The sequence below is a fragment of the Thermofilum sp. genome (assembly GCA_038741495.1).
GTDB lineage: Archaea > Thermoproteota > Thermoprotei > Thermofilales > Thermofilaceae > Thermofilum.
The window spans coordinates 60,336-80,212 of record JAVYKX010000001.1; the positions used below are offsets into that span (position 1 = coordinate 60,336).

Annotated in this window: 27 protein-coding genes; 14 read left to right on the forward strand and 13 right to left on the reverse strand. The window is 55.4% G+C overall.

Features of this window, described 5'->3' with window-relative positions; genetic code table 11:
• Nucleotides 1-3: 3 nt before the first annotated feature.
• Together QXU72_00360 and QXU72_00365 are read left to right on the forward strand one after the other, a co-directional pair.
• Nucleotides 4-1,221: a M20/M25/M40 family metallo-hydrolase gene (locus tag QXU72_00360; protein MEM0493702.1), complete on the forward strand. Its 1,218-nt coding sequence runs from the start codon at nt 4-6 to the stop codon at nt 1,219-1,221.
• Between the two features lie 4 nt (nt 1,222-1,225).
• Nucleotides 1,226-1,921: a molybdenum cofactor biosynthesis protein MoaE gene (locus QXU72_00365; protein MEM0493703.1), complete on the forward strand. Its 696-nt coding sequence runs from the start codon at nt 1,226-1,228 to the stop codon at nt 1,919-1,921.
• On the opposite strand, the gene moaC is transcribed toward QXU72_00365, so the two are convergent.
• Both moaC and QXU72_00375 read right to left on the reverse strand, forming a co-directional pair.
• Nucleotides 1,890-2,348, reverse strand: coding sequence for a cyclic pyranopterin monophosphate synthase MoaC (gene moaC, locus QXU72_00370; protein ID MEM0493704.1), 459 nt, complete (start codon nt 2,346-2,348; stop codon nt 1,890-1,892). The genes QXU72_00365 and moaC overlap by 32 nt on opposite strands.
• A gap of 6 nt (nt 2,349-2,354) precedes the next feature.
• Complete coding sequence (locus QXU72_00375; GenBank protein ID MEM0493705.1) at nt 2,355-2,888, reverse strand: molybdenum cofactor biosynthesis protein B; 534 nt, start codon at nt 2,886-2,888, stop codon at nt 2,355-2,357.
• Nucleotides 2,889-2,949: 61 nt separating this feature from the next.
• Between QXU72_00375 and gatD the strand changes: the two genes are divergently transcribed.
• Nucleotides 2,950-4,320 (forward strand): Glu-tRNA(Gln) amidotransferase subunit GatD, encoded by a 1,371-nt coding sequence (gatD, locus tag QXU72_00380; GenBank protein ID MEM0493706.1) that lies wholly within the window; start codon nt 2,950-2,952, stop codon nt 4,318-4,320.
• A complete protein-coding gene (gene gatE, locus QXU72_00385; protein ID MEM0493707.1) occupies nt 4,311-6,236 on the forward strand; it encodes a Glu-tRNA(Gln) amidotransferase subunit GatE in 1,926 nt (641 codons plus the stop codon). The genes gatD and gatE overlap by 10 nt, the downstream gene beginning before the upstream one ends.
• On the opposite strand, the gene QXU72_00390 is transcribed toward gatE, so the two are convergent.
• Both QXU72_00390 and QXU72_00395 read right to left on the reverse strand, forming a co-directional pair.
• Nucleotides 6,208-6,525, reverse strand: coding sequence for a signal recognition particle subunit SRP19/SEC65 family protein (locus QXU72_00390; GenBank protein ID MEM0493708.1), 318 nt, complete (start codon nt 6,523-6,525; stop codon nt 6,208-6,210). The genes gatE and QXU72_00390 overlap by 29 nt on opposite strands.
• A gap of 19 nt (nt 6,526-6,544) precedes the next feature.
• A complete protein-coding gene (locus QXU72_00395) occupies nt 6,545-6,931 on the reverse strand; it encodes a 30S ribosomal protein S8e (GenBank protein ID MEM0493709.1) in 387 nt (128 codons plus the stop codon).
• A gap of 101 nt (nt 6,932-7,032) precedes the next feature.
• On the opposite strand from QXU72_00395, the gene QXU72_00400 reads away from it, so the two are divergent.
• A complete protein-coding gene (locus QXU72_00400) occupies nt 7,033-7,779 on the forward strand; it encodes a PAC2 family protein (protein MEM0493710.1) in 747 nt (248 codons plus the stop codon).
• On the opposite strand, the gene tgtA is transcribed toward QXU72_00400, so the two are convergent.
• On the reverse strand, nt 7,742-9,400 hold the full coding sequence (gene tgtA, locus QXU72_00405; GenBank protein ID MEM0493711.1) for a tRNA guanosine(15) transglycosylase TgtA: 1,659 nt from the start codon (nt 9,398-9,400) through the stop codon (nt 7,742-7,744). The genes QXU72_00400 and tgtA overlap by 38 nt on opposite strands.
• Before the next feature lie 65 nt (nt 9,401-9,465).
• On the opposite strand from tgtA, the gene QXU72_00410 reads away from it, so the two are divergent.
• The 7 genes from QXU72_00410 (at nt 9,466) to QXU72_00440 (ending at nt 13,219) form a co-directional block, all read left to right on the forward strand.
• Entirely contained in the window at nt 9,466-9,816 is a 351-nt protein-coding gene (locus QXU72_00410) for a hypothetical protein (protein ID MEM0493712.1), read from the forward strand.
• 12 nt (nt 9,817-9,828) lie between these two features.
• Nucleotides 9,829-10,113 carry a hypothetical protein gene (locus tag QXU72_00415; GenBank protein ID MEM0493713.1) on the forward strand — a complete coding sequence of 95 codons (285 nt, stop codon included), beginning with the start codon at nt 9,829-9,831 and terminating at the stop codon, nt 10,111-10,113.
• Between the two features lie 151 nt (nt 10,114-10,264).
• Nucleotides 10,265-10,600: an RNA polymerase Rpb4 family protein gene (locus tag QXU72_00420; protein ID MEM0493714.1), complete on the forward strand. Its 336-nt coding sequence runs from the start codon at nt 10,265-10,267 to the stop codon at nt 10,598-10,600.
• A gap of 21 nt (nt 10,601-10,621) precedes the next feature.
• Entirely contained in the window at nt 10,622-11,239 is a 618-nt protein-coding gene (locus QXU72_00425; protein MEM0493715.1) for a DUF655 domain-containing protein, read from the forward strand.
• A gap of 58 nt (nt 11,240-11,297) precedes the next feature.
• A complete protein-coding gene (locus QXU72_00430) occupies nt 11,298-12,605 on the forward strand; it encodes a tRNA pseudouridine(54/55) synthase Pus10 (GenBank protein MEM0493716.1) in 1,308 nt (435 codons plus the stop codon).
• A gap of 68 nt (nt 12,606-12,673) precedes the next feature.
• A complete protein-coding gene (locus QXU72_00435) occupies nt 12,674-12,979 on the forward strand; it encodes a 50S ribosomal protein L21e (GenBank protein ID MEM0493717.1) in 306 nt (101 codons plus the stop codon).
• 87 nt (nt 12,980-13,066) lie between these two features.
• Complete coding sequence (locus tag QXU72_00440; protein MEM0493718.1) at nt 13,067-13,219, forward strand: 30S ribosomal protein S30e; 153 nt, start codon at nt 13,067-13,069, stop codon at nt 13,217-13,219.
• On the opposite strand, the gene QXU72_00445 is transcribed toward QXU72_00440, so the two are convergent.
• From QXU72_00445 to QXU72_00455, 3 genes are read right to left on the reverse strand one after another with little or no spacing between them, the layout of a single operon-like run.
• Nucleotides 13,216-13,563, reverse strand: coding sequence for a ribonuclease III family protein (locus tag QXU72_00445; GenBank protein ID MEM0493719.1), 348 nt, complete (start codon nt 13,561-13,563; stop codon nt 13,216-13,218). The two genes, QXU72_00440 and QXU72_00445, sit on opposite strands and share 4 nt — an antisense overlap.
• Nucleotides 13,564-13,583: 20 nt before the next feature.
• Entirely contained in the window at nt 13,584-13,877 is a 294-nt protein-coding gene (locus tag QXU72_00450) for an RpoL/Rpb11 RNA polymerase subunit family protein (protein MEM0493720.1), read from the reverse strand.
• Nucleotides 13,874-14,371 (reverse strand): class I SAM-dependent methyltransferase, encoded by a 498-nt coding sequence (locus QXU72_00455; protein MEM0493721.1) that lies wholly within the window; start codon nt 14,369-14,371, stop codon nt 13,874-13,876. Before QXU72_00455 ends, QXU72_00450 begins: the two co-directional genes overlap by 4 nt.
• 145 nt (nt 14,372-14,516) lie before the next feature.
• Between QXU72_00455 and QXU72_00460 the strand changes: the two genes are divergently transcribed.
• Nucleotides 14,517-14,996: an Lrp/AsnC ligand binding domain-containing protein gene (locus tag QXU72_00460; protein MEM0493722.1), complete on the forward strand. Its 480-nt coding sequence runs from the start codon at nt 14,517-14,519 to the stop codon at nt 14,994-14,996.
• A gap of 13 nt (nt 14,997-15,009) precedes the next feature.
• Here QXU72_00460 and QXU72_00465 read toward each other — a convergent pair whose 3' ends face one another.
• The 4 genes from QXU72_00465 to QXU72_00480 all read right to left on the reverse strand — a co-directional run bounded on the left by QXU72_00465 (nt 15,010) and on the right by QXU72_00480 (nt 18,094).
• On the reverse strand, nt 15,010-15,660 hold the full coding sequence (locus QXU72_00465; GenBank protein ID MEM0493723.1) for a hypothetical protein: 651 nt from the start codon (nt 15,658-15,660) through the stop codon (nt 15,010-15,012).
• Between the two features lie 68 nt (nt 15,661-15,728).
• Nucleotides 15,729-17,102 carry a CCA tRNA nucleotidyltransferase gene (gene cca, locus QXU72_00470; GenBank protein ID MEM0493724.1) on the reverse strand — a complete coding sequence of 458 codons (1,374 nt, stop codon included), beginning with the start codon at nt 17,100-17,102 and terminating at the stop codon, nt 15,729-15,731.
• A 7-nt stretch (nt 17,103-17,109) separates the two neighbouring features.
• Nucleotides 17,110-17,694, reverse strand: coding sequence for an RNA 2',3'-cyclic phosphodiesterase (thpR, locus tag QXU72_00475; protein ID MEM0493725.1), 585 nt, complete (start codon nt 17,692-17,694; stop codon nt 17,110-17,112).
• A complete protein-coding gene (locus QXU72_00480) occupies nt 17,645-18,094 on the reverse strand; it encodes a hypothetical protein (GenBank protein MEM0493726.1) in 450 nt (149 codons plus the stop codon). The genes thpR and QXU72_00480 overlap by 50 nt, the downstream gene beginning before the upstream one ends.
• Nucleotides 18,095-18,319: 225 nt before the next feature.
• Here QXU72_00480 and QXU72_00485 point away from each other — a divergent pair, with 225 nt between their 5' ends.
• Nucleotides 18,320-19,111 (forward strand): ATP/GTP-binding protein, encoded by a 792-nt coding sequence (locus tag QXU72_00485; GenBank protein ID MEM0493727.1) that lies wholly within the window; start codon nt 18,320-18,322, stop codon nt 19,109-19,111.
• Between the two features lie 37 nt (nt 19,112-19,148).
• On the opposite strand, the gene QXU72_00490 is transcribed toward QXU72_00485, so the two are convergent.
• Entirely contained in the window at nt 19,149-19,874 is a 726-nt protein-coding gene (locus tag QXU72_00490) for an orotidine 5'-phosphate decarboxylase / HUMPS family protein (GenBank protein ID MEM0493728.1), read from the reverse strand.
• Between the last annotated feature and the right edge of the window lie 3 nt (nt 19,875-19,877).

Sequence of the window (19,877 nt, forward strand, 5' to 3'; positions counted from 1 at the left end):
CCCGTGGCGATAGACCAGGTTCAGTTTCTCGAGGAGCTTGTTCGAATACCTTCCGTCTCCGCTTTTGGCGAAAGAGGGGTTGTCAGGCAGAACTACCGGAAAGCAGCAGACACCGTCGCCAGATACGCGGCTGAAGCGGGGCTCGAAGTGAAGGTAGAGGACCTTCTCGGAGGCGAAATCCCCACGGTACTGGTCAGCCTGCCGGAGAAAGCCTCAGGAAAGCCTTCGGTGGCGTTCGTCACGCATTACGACGTCGTTCCAGCTCGAGCCCCTTGGCTCGTGGAGGGACGTGAGGTCGACCCCTTCGAACCTCTCGTGATCGGCGGCAAGGTTTACGGCAGGGGGGCTGCCGACGACAAGTCGGCTATCGTTGCCACCATCTGCGGGCTTGCAGATATAGGCAGCGCGCGCGAGTTGCGGTACAACCCGGTAGTAGTCGTCACCGGTGATGAGGAAGTTGGCGGAACGGGTGTGCGCGCGCTTCTCGACAAAGGGTACAGGTGGGACAGGGTGATCATCGTCGACTCCGGTTCCGAGTACGTGAGCATCGGAGCTAGCGGTGTGATAGCGGGCTGGATCAAGGTTACCGGGCGCTCCGGCCACGCAGGCTACCCACATCAGGCTCGAAACGCTGCAGAAGAGCTTTTCGAGCTCCTCAGCGAGCTCAAGAGCTTTAAAGTGAAGCGGGCGAGCAAGCTTTCGAGGCTGCCGGCTCCGCCTGGGAGCCCTGTGAGCAGGGTTTGGGGGAGGTTTTCTCTCACGATACTGAAGCTTCCTCCCTCAGAGCCTGAGAAGCACAACAGAATCCCCGGAGAGGCGTGGGCTGGCTTCGACATGAGGCTCCTCCCTGAGGAGAGTGTAGAGGAAGGTTTACGCGAGCTTTTCGAGGCCTTCTCCTCGGCGATCGCCACTTCGAGAGTTCAAGCAGTGCTCGAGGTGGTCGCGGCTCAGAGGGGATGGTACGCGAAGAACGAGGAATTCGTATCCGAGGTCCTAGCTGCAGCTAGGCAGGCCTACAGGGATGCTGGGCTCGAAGGTGATGTGGGTCTAGCCGGCGAGCTTGGCGGCAACGACGGTACCTACTTCGATGCGAAAGGCATGGACGTAGTAGCTTTCGGGACGATACGCAGCGGCACCAACATACACTCTGAGGGAGAGTTCGTCTACGTCAAAGACATTGAAATGTACCGCTACTTTATGAGGCGCCTGCTCTCGGGGTGATTCTTTGAAAGTATCCGTGAAGTACATCGCGCTATACCGCGACCTCGCCGGGACCTCTGAGGAGATCATAGAGCTGCCAGGAGAGTCGAGCGTTAGAGACCTTCTCGAGGCCGTAGCGCTGAAGCACCACGCGCTCGGCGAGTATCTGGGCAGCGGGGAGGCAGTCGTCCTCGTGGACGGAAAAGCCGCCCAGATGAGTGATAGGCTGCGAGACGGCTGCGAAGTCGTGGTTATGCCGCCAATCTCTGGGGGCTCGAACTACGGCTTTGTCGAGAAGATCGATCCTGCCAAGTACCTTGAAGCTTTCCTGAGCGGTTTGAGCGACGATGTAGGCGCGGTAGCGGTTTTCATTGGTCGGGTGAAAAGCGTTATCGATGACAAGCAAGTTGAAAACTTGGAGTACGAGGTTCTCGAACCTCACTCAACCGAAGCGTTGGCCAGCATAGGAGAAGAGGAGGCTAGGAAGCATGCACTTCGCTCTGTGTGCATCTACCACAAGAAAGGGAGCGCTCTACCGGGCGAACCAGTCCTCTTCATAGCAGTCGCGTCCAGAGGCCGCAGGGAGGCTCTCGCAGCTCTTGCAGAGATCCTGGAGAGAGTTAAGCACGAAGCTTTCGTCTGGAAGCTGGAGAGAAGAGAAGACGGAGAGTACTGGATCCTCGGCGATTCTAGAAGAGTTCCTCGCGGGAGGGCTCCTTAACCTTCTCAACAACTCTTATCTCCGTGATCTCGGTGGTTGGGTACTGCCCTCTCTCATCTTTCTCCATGCTTTTCACCATGTCCCAAACGGTGAGAAGAGCCACTGCGACACCGGCGAGGGCTTCCATTTCCACACCTGTTTTAGCTGTAGACTTCACCGTCACCACCGCCTCGACTCCGTTGTCGGCAACGCGCAGATCCACGTCGACGCCTGTTATCGGAATTGGATGACACAGGGGGATGATCTCCCAAGTTTTCTTTACAGCGAGTATCGCAGCAGCCTTAGCTACGGTCAGCACGTCTCCTTTGGGAACCCTCCCCTGCTTTATAGCCTCCAGCGTCTCGTTCCTTAGCTTGATGAAGCCTCGGGCTACAGCTTGCCGGAAGGAAACCTCCTTCTCGGTTATGTCAACCATTTTGACGCTCATAGCTCGTCACCGGCTTCGGGCTAGACTGAGCAGGTGTCCAGCTTCAGGTATTATTAAGCTTTGAAGAGCTTTCTCTACGGCTTTCGGTGAACCAGGAACGCAGAAGATTACTTTACCTTTGAGGATCCCCGCCGTGGCGGATGAGAGGAATGCAGATGAGGTTACATCGAAGAAGCTTAAAAGCCTGAATACATCGCCGAAACCTTCCAGCTCTTTCTCGAAAGCACTCCTGAGCGTTAAAACCGTTATATCGCTGGGTGCTGGGCCGGTACCCCCGCTGAAAATTATCACATCTATATCCTCCCTGTACACGAGCTCTGCTAGAGTCCGGAGAATTAGCCGCGGGTCGTCTGGGATCAGTCTGTAAGCTACAACCGGGAAACCTTTCTGGGAGAGCAAGCTGGCAGCAACGGCAAAGGACTCGTCCTCAACTACTTTCCCCTCTCTCTTGGCTTCGTACCTAGAAGTGCTCACGGTGACAAATGCGAATCGAATTTCACTGGGGCTTTTCTCCTTGTGCTTCTCGTGAGGGTAGCTCATCACCAGTACCAACCGAGGCCGACATAAGTGGTTTTTTAATAGAGTGAGCCTTTGCTTTCCGGTGCCTGTGAACGAGCTGAGCGGCTATGGAGAGGAGGTGATAGGGCTTCTCAAGCGCACAGGAGCAGGCCTATTCTCGAGAGTGAGGGTAAAGCTCCGGGACGGCTTAGAGCTTGAAGGGCTGGTTATGCCCAGGCCGCGTGTTGGCGACAGCAGGGTGCTCATCCTAAAGCTTGAGAACGGGTACAACGTCGGCGTCGCTGTCGACAGGATCGAGGACCTCAAGCTCGAAGAGCAGTACTCGGCGGAAGCCCAGCCCCTCGCCCCCTCACGGGAAGCTTCGCTTAAGGGGAACCTCCCCAAGGTGGTGTTCTTGGGAACAGGCGGCACCATCGCATCCAGGGTGGACTACGTCACCGGTGCTGTTTACCCCTATTTCACCGCAGAGGAGCTCTACTCCATGATACCCGAGCTAGAAGATATAGCGGTCGTGCAGACGGAGACTCTTTTCAGTATTTTCAGCGAGGATATGACTCCTAGGCACTGGTCTAAGCTGGCTCAGAGCATCGCGGAGATCTACGAAAAGGAGGCGCCTGCCGGTGTGGTAGTCGCTCACGGTACTGATACCATGCACTACAGCGCCTCAGCCATAGCGTTCGCGGCGAGACAGCTTCCAGGGCCCGTTGTGTTCACAGGAGCTCAGAGATCCTCAGACAGGCCTTCGAGCGATGCTGCGCTGAACGTTATCGGCGCTACGCTCACTGCGGTTGCAGCCCCCTTCGCTGAGTCAGTTATAGCTATGCATGGAGGCTCCGGAGACGAGCACGTGCTCGTGCACAGGGGGGTGCGTGCCAGGAAAATGCACTCAAGCCGGAGAGACGCATTCATGAGCGTCAACAGCTTACCGCTTGCAAAGGTGGAGCTAGCGGCTCGCAAGCTGGTTCTGCTGCAGAAAGAGTACAAGCCCAGAGCCGACGAAGTGGAGGTTTACCCCAAGTTCTGCGAGAAGGTAGCGCTAGTTAAATTCTATCCGGGGATGGAGCCCGACGTCTTCGAGTACCTCCGCGAGCGGGGCTACAGAGGCATCGTTATTGAAGGAACGGGGCTCGGGCACGTGCGCACTTCCCTCATAGAGAGCATAGCTAGCCTCGTGAAGGAAGGAGTTTTCGTCGTGATGACGACCCAGTGCCTCTGGGGGCGAGTGAATATGAACGTTTATAGAACTGGAGTAGAGCTGCTCAGAGCTGGGGTTGTCCCGGCTGAGGACATGCTGCCTGAAACGGCATTCGTTAAGCTCAGCTGGGTGCTCGGTCAAGCAGAAGATCTCGACGAGGCCAGAAAACTATTCACAAAGAACCTGGCTTACGAAGTGAGCAGCCGGTCGGAGTTCGCCACCTATCCTGGGGCTGACTGGTGGGAGCGATGCAGGTGAAAGAGCTTCCCGGCATCAAGTGCGGAATTGAAATCCACCAGATGCTTGATACTCGCGAGAAGCTCTTCTGCTCCTGCCCCACGGAGATCGTTAAGGATCCTGGAGACTTAACGGTCTGGAGAAGGCTTAGGGTGGCTAAGAGCGAGATCGGCGAGATAGACCCCGCGGCACTTTTCGAGTACGAGAAGGGCCTGAGCTTCATTTACGAGGGCTACAACTCCAGAACCTGTCTCGTGGAGCTCGACGAGGAGCCTCCTCACGAGCTGAACAGAGAGGCTCTAGAGCTGGCCTTAAAGTTCGCTCTCATGGTGGGAGCGCGCATCGTCGACGAGCTGCACGTTATGCGAAAGATCGTCATCGATGGCTCCAACACGACAGGCTTTCAGCGGACAGTCCTCGTAGCTTTGGGCGGTGAAGTTAGAGTCGGCGATAAGACTGTACCTTTGCAGACAATATGCCTGGAGGAGGATGCTGCTAGAAAAGTCTCGGAGGATAAGGAGAAGAGAACTGTAACTTACAGACTGGACAGGCTGGGAGTGCCTCTTATAGAGGTGGCGACAGCGCCTGTGATCACAAGCCCTGAGGAGGCTCGCGAGGTGGCTCTTCGTATAGGCCTCTTGCTTCGGTCTCTCGGGCGCGTGAAGAGGGGGTTGGGCACGATAAGGCAGGACCTCAACGTGTCGGTTGAAGGGGGTGCAAAGGTCGAGATTAAAGGCGTGCAGTACCTGGATCTCATCCCAAAGGTTGTGCTCTACGAGGCGCTGCGCCAGAAGAATCTGCTTGAGATAAGAAATGAGCTCAGGCAGCGGGGCGTTGACGAGAGCATGCTTGCTTTTAACCCCGTGGAGGTTACCGAGATCTTCCAGCAAACTAGATCAAAGGTAGCTAGACAAGCTCTCGCAGCAGGGGGCGTAGCGCTGGCGCTAAAGCTACCCGGGTTCGCTGGCCTTCTGGGAAGGGAAATACAGCCGGGCAGGAGGTTCGGCACAGAGCTCGCGGACAGGGCTAGGTATAGGGCTGAGGTCGGGGGCTTGTTTCACAGCGACGAGCTCCCTGGCTACGGAATCACGGGTGAAGAAGTGGACAGCGTCAAGAAGAAGCTCGAGTGCGGTGAAAGAGACGCGTTTGTGCTGGTATTCGAGAAGAGAGAAAGAGCCCTCGAGGCTTTAAGAGCAGCCTGGGAGCGCGCCGTCGAGGCTCTGCGCGGCGTTCCCGAGGAGACGCGTGCCGCGAACCCCGACGGTACGACCCGCTACATGCGGCCGAGACCAGGTAGTGCGAGGATGTACCCCGAGACCGACGTACGGCCCGTACGCGTGGACAGGGAGTGGCTCGAGAAGCTGCGCCTAGAGCTTCCTGAACCGCCTGAGAAGACCCTAGAGAAGCTACGCGAGAAGTATTCCTTGCCGGAGAGCATTGCGTGGATGCTTTTCGACACTCAGCAGCTCTACCTCTTTGAAGAGTTAGTCACCAAAACCGGCGCCCCACCCACTCTGGTGGCTAGTACACTGACCAACACCATGGTGAGCTTACGTAGAGAGGGTGTCCCCGTGGAGAACGTGACAGAGGAGCACCTTGCTGCCCTCTTTAAGCTCGTGGTGGAAGGGCGAATAGCGAAGGAAGCGATACCCGATGTGCTTAAGGAGCTTGCTCTAAACCCGGAAGAGGGCGTGGATGAGGCTGTCACTAAGGTAGGTGTGACAGCCCTAAGCGTTGAGAAGCTGCGCGAGATAGTTGCAGGCGTGATTGCAGAGAACGCAGGGTACGTGCGCGAGAAGGGTGAGAAAGCTTTCGGGAAGATCATGGGCGTAGTTATGGAGAAGGTTCGAGGGAAAGTGGACGGGAAAATCGTCGCAGAGGTTGTCCGCGAAGAGATTCAGAGATTCCTCAAGGCTTCCGTCGCTGAAGCTGCTTAGCCTTCCTCACCTCGACAAGCTTTTCTGCGATGATCGTAACTACCTGGGATTTCCTCCTCCCCTCGGCCCGGACTAGGATGCGCCCAGGCTCCTCGAACCAGCAAGCAGGGTACTTGGCGTTACCCTCGACAGCAAGAACCTGGAAGCCAGCCTTTCTAGCAGCCTCCTCGAGCTCAGAGAGAGTCGGCTTCTCAACTGCTAGGGCCTTCGGCACGCGGCGCCCCTTACTCCTCGGGTGCCTGGCGTCGAAATAGGCAAGCCAGATGATAAAACCCTCCCTCTTCTTCAACCGTGAGCACCGGCGCGGATCACTCTACGAGAACAGCGTTCACCACGCCGTCCTGTCCGGGCCTCGAAGTTACCTTCGCTTTACCTACAGAAGTCTGTATCAAAGCCCCCTTGGTTAAAATGCCTCTCCTAGCCAGGTTCCGGTCGGCTGGATTATCGATGAGCTTGATGATCTTAGCCTTCACAGTCTTTCCCTCCTTGGGCACGTAGACGTTCGCTTCCGCCGCAACTTTAACCCTGATCTTCACCCCTCCGCCTTTCGTGCGGGTGATTCTTACGGAAGTTTTCTCACCGATGGTAGTCAGGGTCGGGTACCGGCCAATCCAGTACTTCCTTTTCACCTTGACGTGTCTCCCCTTCACGCCTCCCGTGATTTTCTTCAGATCGTTTCCGTGGTAAACCCCCATGGTCGCCTCCAAACCCGCTCGACAACCGGTTTTTTAACTGTTTCTCCGGGCCCCGCAGCGAAAGAGGCTTAAGCTTTAGCTCGCACTCTCAATGAGCCGATTTGGCAAGGATCGTAGAGGAGATCGGTAGAGTTAGGCTGGTGCTCACAGAGCGTGTAGAAGCGAGGATTCTAATCTCGGGCTTCCACGGCGTGGGTCATGTCGGCTGGATAGCTACCCGCTATATTGCCGACAAGCTCGGTACCAGGAGGGTGGGCATCGTGCTAACGCCTGACATGCCTGCATTCGTCTCTGTAGTAAAGAACAGCGTCGCAGCCCCCTACGAGCTCCACCTTAAGGACGACTACCTCTTGTTCGTCACCAATACGCCTCTCGCGCAGCGCGACCTGAGTAGGGTGCCGCTAGCCCTCGCAGAGTACGCGCTAAAGGCTGGAGTTGAAGAGACGATACTCTTCGGGGGTCTCGACAAGCGGTTTGCAGCTGAAAACGACGACTCGGTACGAATAGCGCCGACGAGGAAGTACGTTGAGAAGCATTCGAACGATTTAGGCTGGCTGAAAGTGATCGAAGAAGGTCTTGGGATCGTAGGCCCGCTCGCGCTAATGCTCACATTCTACGAAGCGTACGACAGTTCCGCTGTAGCGATACTGCCCTATGCCTCCCCCGATAGGCCTGACCCCCTCGCTGCCAGCAGGGCTATAGAGGTCGCGAACAAGCTCCTCTCACTGAGCGTAGACACTGAGGAGCTTCGAGAAGAAGCGGTGCTTCTGGAAAGGAGGATTGAAGAGATTCAGCGGAGAATAAGCGAGATTATGCGTGAGCGGGAGCCCCCCTCCTATCACGTGTGAAAGCGCTGAGACTCTCGACGATTGCACGCACTCTAGCCGCGACTTCTCTGTGTTCTCTCAAAGCTTCCTGGTAGTTTTCGAGCAGGATCGGCACGAACACTATTTCTTCGCTCTTGAAGAGCTCTCCCATCCTTCTAACCACCCTCTCCGGAAGGGAGTAGTGCACTAGCACTACCCCCCTGTACCCCTTGTTGAGAACGTACCAGACGACGTCAGAGACTATCTCCTCAGCGCTCGAGTCCAAGATGCGTCTTGAAGCCTCGTACTGCGACAAGGGGTACACTCCGTCAAGCTCGAGAGGTATCACGGAGAATGCCAGAGACAGGACAGCAGGGTCGCAGAGATCCGTCAGCCCTGGTTCATCCGCAAGAATCTCCTTAATGAGCCCGAACCGAGTAAAGGGTTTCTGCGGAGTCTCCTCGAACAGGAGCAGGAGATCCTGCTTTCTCGCAAACCTACTGAACAGCCTTTCCTGGTGCCTTACGACCTCTGGCCTGTACCTGCTGAGTGAACTCAGGAAGAAAATTCCTCGGACTGGCTGCCTGGTCGCCGGATGCTTTCTCTCGATGAATCGCACGTACTTTACGAACTCTCTGAGGGCATCCATCAGCGCGGGATGAGCTGACGCTCTTCTCTCTACGAGCTCCCACAGCCTACCCTCTCTTATAGCTTCCCGTATCCTTCTCAGCTCGCCGGAGAGCACGTGCAAGTTGTGCTCGGCTATCAGCGCTACCCTCTCCTGTCTGGGAGTCTTTCTCAGCTCGAGCGCAGAGTACTTAGAGCATACAGGGCAGCTGCACGGCAGCTCGCTGAGCTCCGATAGCCTTAGCGTCCCTGAGGGCGTCATGAGGCGATCATCTCTAGCGTAGAGAGCATAAGATGCCGAATCGAAGGTATCGACACCCATAGCGACAGCGAGTGCGAGCATCATCGGGTGACCAGCTCCGAACAGGTGGAGGGGCGCGCCCCAGGGGAGGTTAAGTCGAGCGGTCATAACCAGCCTGACAAGCTCCTTGTAATCGTACCCCTCCATCAGCTGCGTAGGTCCTCCAACCGCGTAGAGGCTGGCGGGGAGCTTGGCCAGCTCGCTCGCAGCGTAGGCGACGAGAGGAGTGTGAGTGCCTCCTTGAACCGGAGCTACGAGAAGCATGCCCCTCAAGTCCAGCTCCAGAGCTTCGCGTACACGTTTGATGGTCTCGTCTACCTCTCGGGCTGCCTGCTCGTAGGGCGTGTCCTTCCTCGTGGGTATGTCCAGCACAACCCCGATGTCCGACCCTATGTCCAGCTGGTACTCGACAATCTCACGGGGGCTCACCTCCACTTTCCCGTAAACCATCAGCTGGTAAGCGCCCGAATCCGTGAACACGGGATTCTGGACTCCCAGAATCCCGTGTACTCCAACCTCCTTAGCTAGCTCCCCGTAGTTGCGCAGTATAATGTAGGAGTTCGTCATCAGCATCGGAAAGCCGAGACTGCTGATCCTGCTAGGCTCGAGAACGGGTTTCGCAGGGTTGATGACAGGTGTCAACGTAGGCGTCTCGACAACACCTCTACGCGTGTAGAGACGCCCTATTCGGCCGAAGAGATCGATCTCCTCGACTTCGAAGACGTCAGCCCACATCCTGCTCTGAGCCGTCAGGAAGGCAAGCCTATAAATAGTCCTCATTATGCAGCTTCACAGTATCTATGATCGCGCGAGTAGGGAAAATTTCCAGGCTAGATTACGCTAGAGTTGCGCGCATCGCGCTGGAAGCCGAGTGGGGGGAGGTGGAGGTCGAGATCCCTGAGAGAGTTCTCCGGGAGGCTGGGCTCGCGTTGAGCGAGGGAGATTCCGTCAACGTCGAAGTGGCTAAGGAAGCTGGCAGCCTCGACGAGTGGGATGTGGTGATGGGCGGCGAAGTCTACCTTAAGGCCAGCAACCCGTTCAGAGTTTACGCCTCTTTGGGTGGTTTACAGCTAGTGCTGAAGAGCGAGAGGGACTACGAGCGTTTCCAGGTGGGCGAGAAAGTATACGTGAAGCTGAGAAAGACTCGCTGAGGGTGAGAGTGTTTGGTCACGACGAAAGAGCTGGAGAAGCTGCTAGAGTGGACACGCAGCAAGGGGGCCCGCGTAGAGATCTCGTTCAAGGAGACTGCTTACAAGTTACGGGTGAACACCATGTACAGGGCTGTAGACCCCTCGGGCGACGTAGTGCCGTGGACCCGCGCTTTCGGGACAAAGGCCCCGGTGGATGTACTCAACTCTTTATCGGTGAAGCGAATACTGGTGAACGTTAGGGGTAAGGAGGAGGAATACCGCAGTTTAAACGATCTGTTACGCGCGATTGGCCCGTAGGGTGCGGTGTTTTCTCCCTGCCGTCTAATGAAAGGTGCCCCGAGAAGCTTCAGTTCTTCTGTATTAAACGTGGATAACTTCTTGGCACATTACTAGATAAAAACCCTTATGAACTCCTTTTTCAAGGAGTAATCAGCCCGGTGAGCACAAAGTGCCACGAATAGTGTCTGAACGAAACCTCACACTTGCCGAAGTTAAGGAACTGTTGGAGAAGGAGGAATCTAAGAGGTCTCTCTCTACTCTGGAGAGGTACACGCTGGACTACGCGAGAAGGTTCTCTAAGATTGAGGACCCGGTTTCGGCCCGGAAAGCTGTTGAGCAGCTGATGGCGGAGATGGGGCTTCCGGAGGAGATAGCGGTTCAGCTTGTAAATATTGCTCCATCGGATCCGGGGGAGGTTAGGCTAATTCTTTCTCCTTTAAATAGAATTTTCACCGAAGATGAGTTAAGGAGAGTTTTAGAGATCATTCGCCAATACCTGAGCTAAAACCCCTAATGAGGTGGGACTTTGTCTACGCGGGATTTTAGGAGAAAGCCTCCCGAGACTACAGCTTATGTGCTTGACGTTTTGCCTTACGGGGATCCAATAAGGCGGATAAATCATCCGCTAGTCCAGTGCATTGGTGAAGAGAAATTAATCCTGATGGAGCTCCGTCCTCTAGTGAGTACACCTCCTATGCTGAAACCCGGGGAGAAGATAAATCTCATGGACAGCTTAGAGAGCCAGATACTCTCGTTCGAGAGAGTGATCAAGTATAGCGATCTTAGCTCGACGGCTAGAAACAATCTGCGGGACGTACTGGTTATGCTGGTTAGAGAGCACGACAAGAGGTTTGTGGATTTTTTCAACAGGGCTCAGCCTCTCTCAAAGCGAACCCACGAGCTGGAGCTGCTGAAAGGTATAGGTAAGAAAACCCTGTGGAAGATTCTGGAGGAGAGAAGGAAGAAGCCTTTCGAGAGCTTTGAAGACATCGAGAAAAGGATCGGCATAGACCCGGTGAAGCTGATCGTGGAAAGAGTAATAGAGGAGCTGAAGGAGCCTCAAACCCGCTACCTCTTTGTAAGACCTTTGCGCTGGTACACGCCAGAGGAGGAGAGGTGGAGAGAAGGGCGCTGGCAGCGGTGAAGGGGTTTTTCAGCAGCATAAATAAAGGGACCGTGAGCCGGGGTTTCGGTGTTTTCTCATGGAGATAAGTGAGGATTTGAGAAAAGCGGAGATGATCCTTAGGGACGGAGTGAGCTTGTGTGACAGCTGCCTGGGAAGATTGTTCGGCATGAGGGGGTACGGCCTCACGAACGAGCAGCGGGGACGGGCGATCAAGACACTACTGCTTATGAAGGCTTTCTCGCAGACCTCTAAGGCTACGGACAAGGAGCTCGTAACTATTCTAGCGGAAAGCGGCTTTGAGCCGGCGCAGACGCTCGCAAGAAGGCTGAAGCTGCCCTTTGAGGAGAGGCGGTGCTACCTCTGCAACAATATATGCGAGAAAACCGGAGAAATTGCCAAAATCCTGGCCGAATCGCTTAGAGGTTACGAGTTCGAAACTTTCCAGATAGGTGTACGCTTACCTCTACCCGTTATAAGCAGGGAGGAGAGGCTTTGGAGGCTTTACGGTCTAACCGACGCGGAGTCTCTGAAGAACGAGATCAGCAGAGAGGTGGGGAAGGCGCTGCAGGCGCTGATGGGCCGCAGCTACGCTGTCGAGAAGCCTGAGATGCTAGTAATTCTCGACTTCCGCGAGCTATCCCTGGAGCATCTACAGGTAGAGCTTCACCCATCACCTCTCTACATCTGCGGGAGGTACTTGAAGCTCGCCAGAGGCCTCCCCCAGAACCCTTGGCCCTACCCCGATGGTCGGATAGCCTACAACACTTCGATCGAGGAGTTGATAGTAGCACCTATGGTGAAGTTCTTCGAAGCTAGTGGGGCGAAGTTTCACGCAGCCGGCAGGGAGGATATAGACGCTCGCACACTAGGCTCTGGCAGACCCTTTGTTGTAGAGCTGAAAAAACCGAAGATGCGGCTGCTGAACCTGGAGGAGCTGGAGAAGATTATCAACGAGAACGCTGGCGGGCTTATCGAGGTTCACCAGCTGAGGTACTGCTCCGGCGAGAGCGTTAGGAAGTACAAGAGCCTGGCCGAGCTCGCTAAGAAGACTTACGTTGCGAGAGTCAGGTTCGCCGGTCCCGTGAGCGTAGAGAAGCTGGTTGAGCTGGAGAGAACCATGTCGGGCGTAGTCGTGGAGCAGAGAACACCGCTGCGTGTCCTCCACAGGAGGGTGAATAAGCTCAGAAGAAAGCTCGTCTACAGGGTCGAAGCAAAGCAGCTTTCACCAGTCGAAGTAGAGTTCACGATTGAGGCGCAAGGCGGTCTCTACATCAAGGAGTTTATTCACGGTGATGAAGGGCGCACAAAGCCCAGCGTAGCCGATTTTCTCGGCGTACCTGTGGAGAGTATCGAGCTAGACGTGGTCAACATTGAAGAGCCCTGAGCGCGCACTCGGAGAATGGCTTCCGCAACGAATAAATACGCTCTTCCTCATTCGCGTGGGGGTTCGCTTTGCGGCACTCGAAAGGTTACAGAAACCGGGGAAGGAAAGTCCTAAGGCACCACCCGAGGGAGAGAGGTTACCGCGGGTTGAGCAGGCTGATGTACCAGTACTCGATAGGCGACTACGTGGTCATCGACATCGACCCGACCTTCGTGGAAACAGCCCCCCACAGAAGGTACCAGGGCCTCGTGGGCCGCGTAGTTGAGAAGAGGGGGCGGGCCTACGTGATCGAGGTTAGGGTAGGTGGTAAGGTCAAGAAAGTCATCACCACGCCGGACCACATCATCCCCCACAAACCGGCCGCTGCTCAGTGAAAGAGAGCTCGCCAACCACCCTGCTCTTCTGAGGTGCGTCGCAAAACGCTTAAATGAGCCGTCTAGTACTCCAGGAGGGGGTAGGAGATGCCGTCCCACGGGAGCCTCACAAAAGCGGGAAAAGTCAGGAACGCTACTCCCAAGATCCCTCCGAAGCCCAAAAAGAACCTATTCCCGAGAAGGAGGAACGAGAGGAACTATAGAAGGCGTATTCTCTACGCGCAGTCTTCGGAGGTCTAAACCTCGACCTTCACTTCGTCGAATCCCGAGACTACCGAGTTCACCAGCTCCACGAGCCCGTCCTCCAGCGTGTACCCTTTCCTCAGCAGCTCCGCTAGCTTTCGAATGCCTCTTTCTGCATCGAGAATGCCGCCGAGCCAGGCGTAGCCGAGGAGAGCCTCGACAACCTCAGCTTTCTCGACTCCTCTGACTTTCACGCATTTTTCCGCTAGCTGCGACCGCGCGTAGGTTACCGCCAGGATTTTGCCGGAAACTTTCGTGCCTACGGGCTTCCCTTCGTGGAGGGTCAGCGCTGCGGAGACGAGGAAGTTTACGTAAGCGTCGCCCAGCTTAGCGAGCTTCAAGTTTAAGCTTAAAATTCTCATTACCGCTCCAGATGGGGGAAGCCTGCTTCCAGCTGCTTTTTAAGCGCCTCTATCTTCTCGTGAAGCCTGACCGCTGCCTCCGTTAAAGCGTCGAGCGGAGTCTTGCTGCCGTCAGTAGCGATGAACAGGTACGCTACGTCAACTAGCGGGTGCTCAATTCTGTAGGCAGCGGTCACTCTAGGATCACTGTTTAGCTCGTCAACAAGCATGTTGAGTATTGTGTGCCCCTCACCGCGAAGGCGCACTTCAAGCCTGTCCTTAGCGTAGCTGACGACCTCGACTTGCAGGCTCATACTAAACCCCTTGCGCTCTCACCGACCACGTAGTAGTATATTTTATGCGATCGCCCGCCTTCGTAGAACGTCTCCACTTTGACCGGTTTCCACCCCACGATCTCGAAATCATGAGAGACAATCCGCGTTGTTGGCTTTAACTCCATGAACAGCTTTGGCCTAAGCTTTTCGTTCACGCTCGTTAAAAGGTAGAGGAAGACGACATCTGCTGGGGGGAACTTCACCTCGTAGAAGCTTCCGTGAATGAGGAGGACTTTATCATCCACACCGGCTGTAGTAACATTCTTCATCGCAAGCTCGAAGAGGTCTTTACGTATCTCTATTCCTACAGCTCTGGCTTTAAACTCCTTTGCCGCTATGACAAGTGTGCGGCCATCGCCGCAGCCGGGCTCGAGGAGCAGCTCTCCCGGTTGAAGGTTCGCCAGCTTCAGAGCGTAGCGTATGAGCTCCGGCGGGCTGGGCACGAAGGGGACCGCGGGGACGGTTCCGCTCACGTACAAGCACCTGCAGTGCACCCCTATACGTTTTTCCTCCTAGGTCCGCGGGATGGGAGCCTAAGCGAAGCTCCGCCTCGGGGTGGTGAAGACGCTTAGATATTTGTAAGCAAACAATATAACTTTGACTGGGGTGACTTCCGCGATGATTAGCGGGGAGTCTAGCAAAGTTAAGTTAACCGAGAAGCAGATGGAGCTGCTCAGGTTTCTCTTCAACAGGAGTAAGCCTTTAAGAGTTCACACGGTCGAGCTGAGCCAGAGGAAGATTTCCAGCGAGCTTGGCATATCGAGGCAAGCCCTCAACATTCACTTGCGGAGGCTCCGCGAGCTGAAGTTTGTGAGAACTGGCAGAGGCTTTATAGATGTAACAGATCGCGCCCTAAGCTACTTGGGCAGGCAGGAGGGAGAGGCTTTCATCTTTCTGCGCCTGGACCCTCCTAAGCGGCTGCAGGCTTACGATACTCTGAAGAAGCTTCCCGTGGACAAGGTCTTCAGAGTCACTGGAGATATTGACGTCATCATCCAGGTCTCGCAGTCCGTTCTCGACGAGGTGCTCAACACCATTAACACGCTGGATGGTGTGAGGGAGACGAGAACCTACGTGGTTATAGAGACTTTGAAGTGAGCCGGCTTCGAGCTCAGAGTTCTAAACCGAGCTCGACGAGGAAGCCCCTCAAGTTCCTGTCAGCCTTGTAGCGCTTCAGCAACCCCCGCAGAGCCTCCCGAGGAAGCTGTATGCCAGCGCAGCGACTTATAACACTGTATTCATGCCCGGCTTTTAGCAGAAAGCTGAAGAATTGGGTCAGGTTCGACCTGTTAGGGTTGAAAGTAGCTGACTCGAAGTCGATAATCACGGGTAGGAGTTCTCTCTCGCTAACGAGCACGTGATCCTCGAACCTGCTCAACTCGTTGTGCGCTAAACCTATGCTGTCTAGCATCATAAGCTGCTGAGCAAGCTTCAGCAGAACGATCCTCAGAGGCTCTCCGCAATTTCTCTCCGCGAAAACCCGAATCGGCACGCCCTCGACGTACTCCCTGACGATGAAATTTCTCGAGTAGGCGTAGAGCCGGGGCCCCACCCCAACCTTGTTAGCCGCTTTGAGAGCCTCAGCCTCCCAGAGAAGGCTCTCCCTCCGGGAGTCTGAACGCCTAATCTTCACAGCCACCTCCCTTCCGTCTGCAAACCGCCCCTTCACAACGATGCTGGAGGTCCCTTTACCCACGACCCTGATGCCTCTAACCTCCGCGCCCCCCTCCTCAGCGATCTCCGCCACTCCAAGTAGCTTCATCTCGGTAAACCGCTGCAAGCAGCAGTCGTGCGTCGATGAAGGGTAGCATAGGATTAGGCACCACTTTCCTATTTCTGAAGGCACAGCATCCACTCCTCAACACCCGTGAGCCAAGAGTACAGCTTCCTCCTATCCTCTCTCGTGCGACACCGCTCAACGACCTGGCCGAGATCTAAGAGCTCCCACCTTACTCCCTCGTAGCTACTAAGAACCCTGCTGACGACATCCTCGGCTCTGCGCGTCTTCCGGGGGGCAACGACTACCCAGCGTTTCCCCTCTACGTAGGGGCCGCTGCCGCGCGAAACCCATTTCTCTAGAAAAGAGATGGAGTTGGGGCTCCACACCGGGGGGCCAAGGTGCTTCTTGAACTGCGGCAGCTCCCCGCTCTCCAGCTCTAGGGCGAGCAGGGGGCTATTCGCAGTCTCGATAAGCCTTTGCCTGTACACAGTGAACCCCTCCCTCTCTAGAGCTCTTCGAAGCTTCCGCAGAATGCGCGCGAGCTTACCTTTCGCAGCGTCGAGCGGCATCCCTGGAGGAGCCTCAGCGGCTATGAAGAGGAAGGATCTGCTCTCCGGTGAGCTCTGCAGCAGCGCATCATCGGGGGCTAGCTCGGGCGGCTCCAGGAAACAGCACAGTAACTCTTCTTTAAGGGTAGCCAGCCTCGCTACCGCGATCAGCTTGAGCATCGCCTCCTGGGAGACTGCTGCCGCGGCGTTTCTCACAGGATCTACTGGGTCGAGGACTACGAGCGGTGCACCCCTAAACTTCTCCTCTCCAACGCCCTCCGGTATGAACGTTTTTCCCGGCTTCCACCCGGCAGCTGCTCGAAGAAGAGGTACTAGGCCGCCGTAGTGCACTACCAGAATTTCCGCGAGAAAGCCTGAGAATCCTCCCACCCAAGTCTCAGCGCCATATACGCCTATATTCTTGAGAAGTTTCTTGAACAGCCTGATATCTGCTTTGAGCTGGGGATTCTCGGAGAGGGCACTGCGGATGAATGCTGTGTGGTGCGGCGTCCTGTCTACGGGGCTTATCAACTCAGCAGGGGAGGAGGTCTTGTACGCCGGAACGACCTCGACCTCTATGCTCTCAAGCTTAAGCACGTAGTAGGGGTGCGATGCATACCTTACTTGGAGGCTTGCACCCAACTCTTCTGCAGCTAACCGGGAAACAATCCTCGTGGTTTCCTGCAGCGTCTCCAACCCCACTCCCTTCTCGAAAAGAAGGAAGATGTCAATGTCAACATCCCCGGGCAGCCAGGTATCTCTTGCAAAAGATCCTTGCAGCTCGATAGAAGAGACCTGAGTCCTGCGACCAGCAAGCTCTAGGGCCCTCCAGAGTGCCTCTGTCACTCTAGTGGCCTCTCTCTCCAACCGGGTCTTCTCCTCTACGGACGGTTCAAGCCTCTCAGAGATCTCGCGTAGGCAATCCTCGAGCCTCAAGGTGTTTTCAGCTCTCGGTGAGCGCATACTTCTCGATCGTCGTGTAGATGGGCCCACTGGGGGTTAAAGTGCTTCTTAAAAGGTAGAAGCAGTCTACCGGCTGTTCCCCAAGCACTGCCTCCGAGAGCCCTGCGAGAATCTTCCTGGCTTCGGGTGTCAGCGGTCCCTTAAGCCTGGCTATAGTCAAGTGCGGCGTGAACCGCTCCTCAGGCTCCTCCTTACCGAGCTTGAGAGAATTCACTACCCTGTTAACTGCTCGGGCTAATTCCTCGAGTTGCAGAGCACCTTTCTCAACTCCAAGCCACAGCACTCTTGGGGACGACATTGTGGGGAAGCCGCCCACCCCCTTCAAGAGCATGGTGAACGGCTTGTACCTAATACCGGCTAGCTTCTGCCTAAGCAGCTCAACGCCGGCCTGAGGTACCTCCCCTATAAACCTGAGAGTTATGTGAAGGTTCTCGGGCTCCACGAACTTAGCTCTCAGCCCGGCTCTCCCCAGATCCTGTTGTATCTGAGAGACCCTACCCACTACTAGCGGGTTGTCAACTTTCACTGCTACGAATACTCTCAGAAGCTCCCCTGTCCTCCTCATTCAACCACCGATTCAGGAGAGGACAGCTCAAGATATCCCTTTCACCGTACGCGCAGTGGCGCAAGTTGGGGCAGTAGAAGCATGGAACCTCGTCTAGAAAGTCGGGGAGCTGCAGCTCTCTTTCTGCGGAGGGCACGGCTCGAACTAGGTAGCTTCGCCGTCCTTTGTAGATTATCTCCTCGCGCTTTACTAAGCCTTGGCGTTCTAGACGCCTCAGAATTCTCATTCCCAGCCTGCTGTCAAGACCTATTTTCCTCCATAGGTCGCGCTGCATTATCCCTGTATCTCCAGCCTCCAGCACGGTTTCGTACACTTTCTTCTCCATCATCTCGTACTTTACCGAGTACTCTTCCAGCCGCTCTACATCTTCCTCCTCGAACGCTCTCTGTCTCGAAGGCATCAGTACACCACTCCAAAGCCTTTAACCAGTCCTCACTTTTATCATTGCCTCTAATCCTTCAAACTGACCGGGAGATAGAGAATATGTGCTAGCTGAGGGGAGGAGAAGATAGCGCCGCTTCCTGTTCGCTTGAAACTCATCATCTATACCGGAGACGCTAAGGGACAACTTAAAGCGGCAAGCTTTTGGCTTTGCGTGCACAGGAGACTGAGGAGGGGTAATGTAATGCATTTACTAGTTTTCGCCATAGGACCTGCAGGCTCCGGCAAGTCTACTTTCACTGCACAGTTCAGAGACTGGTTAGCCACTCAAAACATACCTGTGACGACCTTAAACTTGGATCCCGCGGTAGAGGAGCTCGCGTACCTACCCGACATAGACATTAGGGAGTATGTTTTCGTGAGGAATGTTCAGGAGAAGTACAAGCTCGGGCCCAACGGCGCGATAATCGCGTCGGTGGACCTTTCAGTAGAGTACCTAGGCGAAGTGAGCAGGCAGATTGACGAGGCACCGGACGGGTACATTCTCGTGGATACGCCCGGCCAGATGGAGATATTCATGTACAGGCAGAGCGGGGAGATAATAGCTGAAACTCTCTGCGAGAGCGGGAGGCGCTGTGCTGCTGCTGTAATTCTGGATGCGACGATATCGCTTTCACCCTCGGATTTCATCTCCCAGGTTTTCCTGGCAGCATCATCCTTCTATAGGCTCAACCTCCCGACGATAGCTCTGGTGAACAAAGTTGACATGCTTTCTCCAGAAGACAGGGAGAAGCTTGAAGAGTGGATCTCCAACATAGTGTCTCTCGAGGAGCACTTGCTCTGGGCGCAGTCCGCCAGGCTGAGCTCTTTCACGAGCTCAGTTCTCAGAGTTCTCCACGACTTCATGCAGCTCGTTCCCTTCATCCCCGTCTCCTCGAGGACCTCGGAGAACTTTGAAACCGTGTACTACTTCCTTCAGCAGATCTACATGGGGGGCGAGGACTTTAGCGCGCCAGCCGAAGTCGATGGTGTTTAGCAGGAGCCGGGAGGGCTCCAGAGAACTGGGAAGGAGCTTACCCGACAAACTCTAAAAGCTTCTCGGCTGAAGGGGAGGAGGTGATGTACCTCCCAACTACGTAAATATCAGGCTTGAAGTGAGACTCGATAGTGCGCTTTAGCTCCGGCGTGAGACCGCCAGCTATGGAGACTCTGACGCCTGGAGCCCTGGATCTCACAAGGTTCACAAGGGAAGACAGCTCCTGGAAGAAGGAGGGGTGGGCGGCCCCCTCGTCTATCCCTCTGTGGAAGCTGACGATCACCTTCGCCGGCTCGACGCCTCCTGCCTCGATCTCTTTCAGAATTTCCTCGAGCTTACTCCTAGCTGCGTGCGGCGTTAAGCCTAGGAAATCTATTGAGACTCCTTTCTTTCTCTCTGCAGCCGCCTCGATAACAGCGCGCACCGTGCTCAACGGCGCTACAGCAAGCACTGTAGTGTAGTCGGCTCCATGCTCGTAAGCGAGAGATGCTTCGAGTTTCCCTACGTCAGCTGTTTTCATGTCGGCTAAGAGGGGGATTCCAGGGGCCGCTATTTTCAGCTTAGACAGGATGCCTACGCCCGCTGTTTTGATGAGCGGAGTCCCTGCTTCGATGATCACGTCGCTCGGGGATATCCTTCCGGTCTTGCAGCTCTCGTGAATGAGCCCTGCTATCTTGAGAGCCTCCCTTTCTTCTGTAACATCGATAGCAACCTGGATTACAGACCTTCTCTGGTTCATAGCGATAACGTAGGTGGCAGCCACTAT